Genomic DNA, 3,364 nt, shown 5'->3' on the forward strand with positions numbered 1-3,364 from the left:
CGGCGCCCATACGAATAGGCGATGTACTGAATGATGTTGGGGCGGGCCGCAGCCACGGGTCCTCCTCGGATAGTCAGGTGTCGAGTGCGCCCGCCGCAAGTGCAGCGGTGTTCACGCGGTTCAACACATTGCGGAGATTTTCGAGTTCGGAAAGGTCGACGCCCAGGCGTTCGACGACGGCAAGCGGAATGTCGAGCGCGCGTTGGCGTAAGTGCTCACCCTTCTCGGTGAGCCGCACATCGGTGGCACGTTCGTCGACGGCGCTGCGGGCCCGGCTGATGAAGCCGAGCGCCTCGAGGCGTTTGAGCATTGGGGACAGCGTCGCCGAATCGAGTTGCAGGGTGCGTGCGATGTCTTTGACCGAAAGTGGTTTCGTGGGCGGTTCGCCCGTGCCCGCGGTCTTGAAGTGGTCCCACAACGTCAGCATGACCAGGTACTGCGGGTGGGTGAGGCCGAGTGGTTCGAGCAGCGGTCGGTAGATCGCCAGCACGGCCCGGTGGGTCACCGCGAGCGCGAAGCAGACCTGCTGTTCGAGCGCGAGCGGGTCGACGCGGGACGGCGTGGAAATGGTCACTCTTCCATCGTGGACTAATAGTTAGTGTCCTAGCAATGTATGTCCCATCACACCGGGTTTCGCCGTTCGGCAAGCGGTCGATCCTGCTCGAATGTCAACGCAGAACGATCCGCCGGCCACGCCGAAGGACGCCACCAAGGTGACCGAGGAACAGCGCGCACTGCAGGACGATCTGGACCACCGCGACGACGATCCCGAGGCACCGGGCGGTCATCAGGATCGCCACGACGTCGCCGACGAGACCTGATCAGGCGTTCGCGGGAACCCCGAGGGCGAGCACCGCTGCATCGTCTTTGACTCCGGGCCCGAAGCTGGTGAAAAGTTCCTTCAAAGCGTTGACGATGGTGTCGGCCGTGGCGGGGGCGCGCTCGTCGACGAACGCGAGCAGGGCCCCTTCGTCGTCGTAGCGCTCGTGTCCGATTCCGGTGTTCGCCTCGGTCAAGCCGTCGGTGTAGAGGACCAGGGTGTCGCCCGGCGACAGGTGAAATGTGTGGGCGACGAATCGCGCGTTGTCGGTGATCCCGGTGGCGTGGCCGCCGACGGTGTCGGCGTAGTGCGCCGAACCGTCCGCGGTGAGGAGCAGTGGCGGCGGATGGCCGCCGCTGGCGAGTTCCACGTCGAAACCGTCGCCGCACATGGTGAGGTTGCCGTCGATCACGGTGCACAGGCGGTTACCGCCGACCTCGACGTCCTGCATGAGCACCGAATTGAGGACGCGTAGGGCCTTCACCGGGTCGTGGTCGGCGACCGCCGCCGAACGCAGCACGTACCGCGCCAGGCCTGCGACGACGGCGGCGTCCACCCCCTTGCCGGCGACATCGCCGAGGAAGAACCCCCACGTCGTTCGCGAGAGCGGGAACAAGTCGTAGAAGTCGCCGCCGACGTCGTCCTCCGATGCGGTGTGGTAGTAGGCGGCGGCATCCAATCCCGGCGGCGGCGCGAGGAGCGGCGGAAGCAGTGAGCGGCGCAGGGTTTCGGCGAATGCCTGCACGCGGCTGCGTTCGGTCTCGGCGCGCTCGCGCTGCGCGAGCAGTTCGCGTTCGTACGACCTCCGGTCCTTGGCGTCGACCGCCGTGAGGCGCAGCAGCTTCGGCTTGCCGTCGGCGTCGTACTTCACGTTGGCGGTCAGGAAGATGGGGATCCGGGTGCCGTCGGCGGTCTGGAAATCGAGCGTGACTCCGTCGAGTTTGCCGCTCATCCGCAGGATCGCCCGGAAGTGGGTGTCGTAGTGCAGGCGGCCGCCCACGGTCAGTAGGTCGGTGATCAGCTTGCCCTGCAGACTGTTTCGCTCGTAACCCAGCCAGCCGGCCAATGTCGCGTTGGCGTGGATGATGCGTCCGTTCGGATGGGCGATCGCATTACCGGACGGCGCGTTCTCCCAATGATCGCCGAGGTCCAACTCGGTCATGTCCGACGTGCGAATTCGGCGATCGCTTGGGCCGTTTCGTCCGGGTCGCTGACGTGAGGACAGTGCCCGGTCGCATCGAGTGTGACCAGCCGACTGCCGGGGATGTGTTGGTGCACATAGGCTCCGACGGTCGCCGGGGCGATCGCGTCTTCGGCACACTCCAGAATCAGGGTGGGCACCAAAACGTTCGGGAGGTCGGTGCGGTTGTCGGACAGAAACGTCGCACGGGCGAACACGCGCGCGCAGTCCGGGTCGGTTCGGCAGAACGACGCCTCGAGTTCCGCGGCCAGTTCGGGTCGGTCCGCGTTGCCCATGATCACCGGGGCCATGGCTTCCGACCAACCGAGGTAGTTGAGTTCCAGTGACTCCAGCAGTTCGTCGATGTCCGCCCTCGAGAATCCGCCCTGGTACCCGTCGTCGTCGATATAGCGGGGCGACGGCGTGATCATGACGAGTTTGGCGATCCGTTCGGGCTCGCTGATCACGGCGAGAACACCGATCATCGCGGCCACCGAGTGCCCGACGAACACCACATCGCGCAGGTCGAGGTCGCGCAGTATCTCGGCGATGTCGTCGGCGTAGCCGTCCAGCGATGAGTATTTGGTCTCGTCCCACGCCTTCGGGTCCGATGCGCCGGAGCCGACGTGGTCCATCAACACGATCCGGAAGTCGGCTTGCAACCGCTCGACGATGAGGCGCCACAAATTCTGGTCGCACCCGAACCCGTGGGCCAGGAACAGCGTCGGGGCGCTCTGGCGGCCAACGATCTTGATGTTGTTCCTGGTCCAGACGTCCATGTCCAGCAGCTTAGAAGTCGCCGACCAGGCTCGGTGCCCCACCGCTGCAACCTCATGCGAGGGGAGGATCGTTTCGGCTGGTCAACATGGGGGTATACGTGGTCGATCAGGTTCAGATCCGAGCCCGCCATTCCATTTCCGAGGGACGGATGTACCCGTGGCTCGACCTAATTCCGACTACTCAGACGTGACGGAGATGTTCCGTCACCTCAAGACCCTCGATGAAGGGTCGCACGCCTATCGCCGCCAGCGCGACCTGATCTGCCAGCGCTGCATTCCGCTGGCCGATCACATCGCGCGGCGCTACCGCAACCGTGGCGAGGCACATGAAGACCTGGTGCAGGCCGCTCGCGTCGGCCTGGTCAATGCGCTCAACCGGTTCGACATCGACAACGGGACGGAGTTCTTGTCCTTTGCCGTGCCAACGATGATGGGCGAGGTCCGCAGGCACTTCCGGGACCATGCGTGGGCGGTGAAGGTGCCGCGCACCGTCAAGGACCTCCAGATGAGGGTCAACAAGGCGACCGCCACGCTGGCGCAGGGTCTGAACCGCGCGCCGACCGCGACCGAGATCGCCGAGCACCT

At 65.2% G+C, this 3,364-nt stretch carries 5 protein-coding genes; 2 read left to right on the top strand and 3 right to left on the bottom strand.

Features of this window, described 5'->3' with window-relative positions:
- Positions 1-73: 73 nt before the first annotated feature.
- On the bottom strand, positions 74-568 hold the full coding sequence (locus A5698_RS01825; RefSeq protein ID WP_068292555.1) for a MarR family winged helix-turn-helix transcriptional regulator: 495 nt from the start codon (positions 566-568) through the stop codon (positions 74-76).
- Between the two features lie 97 nt (positions 569-665).
- Here A5698_RS01825 and A5698_RS28835 point away from each other — a divergent pair, with 97 nt between their 5' ends.
- Positions 666-821, top strand: a complete 156-nt coding sequence (locus A5698_RS28835) for a hypothetical protein (RefSeq protein ID WP_165588729.1) — start codon at positions 666-668, stop codon at positions 819-821.
- On the opposite strand, the gene A5698_RS01830 is transcribed toward A5698_RS28835, so the two are convergent.
- Both A5698_RS01830 and A5698_RS01835 read right to left on the bottom strand, forming a co-directional pair.
- The gene (locus A5698_RS01830) at positions 822-1,982 is read right to left on the bottom strand and encodes a SpoIIE family protein phosphatase (protein WP_068292550.1); all 1,161 of its coding nucleotides are present in this window, start codon (positions 1,980-1,982) and stop codon (positions 822-824) included.
- Complete coding sequence (locus tag A5698_RS01835; protein WP_068292552.1) at positions 1,979-2,779, bottom strand: alpha/beta fold hydrolase; 801 nt, start codon at positions 2,777-2,779, stop codon at positions 1,979-1,981. Before A5698_RS01835 ends, A5698_RS01830 begins: the two co-directional genes overlap by 4 nt.
- A gap of 196 nt (positions 2,780-2,975) precedes the next feature.
- On the opposite strand from A5698_RS01835, the gene A5698_RS01840 reads away from it, so the two are divergent.
- A partial coding sequence (locus tag A5698_RS01840) for a sigma-70 family RNA polymerase sigma factor (RefSeq protein ID WP_156670574.1) occupies positions 2,976-3,364 on the top strand: 389 nt, incomplete at its 3' end.

Source organism: Mycobacterium sp. E136 (assembly GCF_001666865.1).
GTDB lineage: Bacteria > Actinomycetota > Actinomycetes > Mycobacteriales > Mycobacteriaceae > Mycobacterium.

Excerpts from the sequence above, each read along its gene's own strand:
- A5698_RS01830 (WP_068292550.1), bottom strand. The coding sequence starts at position 1,982 with ATGACCGAGTTGGACCTCGGCGATCATTGGGAGAACGCGCCGTCCGGT.
- A5698_RS01835 (WP_068292552.1), bottom strand. The coding sequence starts at position 2,779 with ATGGACGTCTGGACCAGGAACAACATCAAGATCGTTGGCCGCCAGAGC.
- A5698_RS28835 (WP_165588729.1), top strand. The coding sequence starts at position 666 with ATGTCAACGCAGAACGATCCGCCGGCCACGCCGAAGGACGCCACCAAG.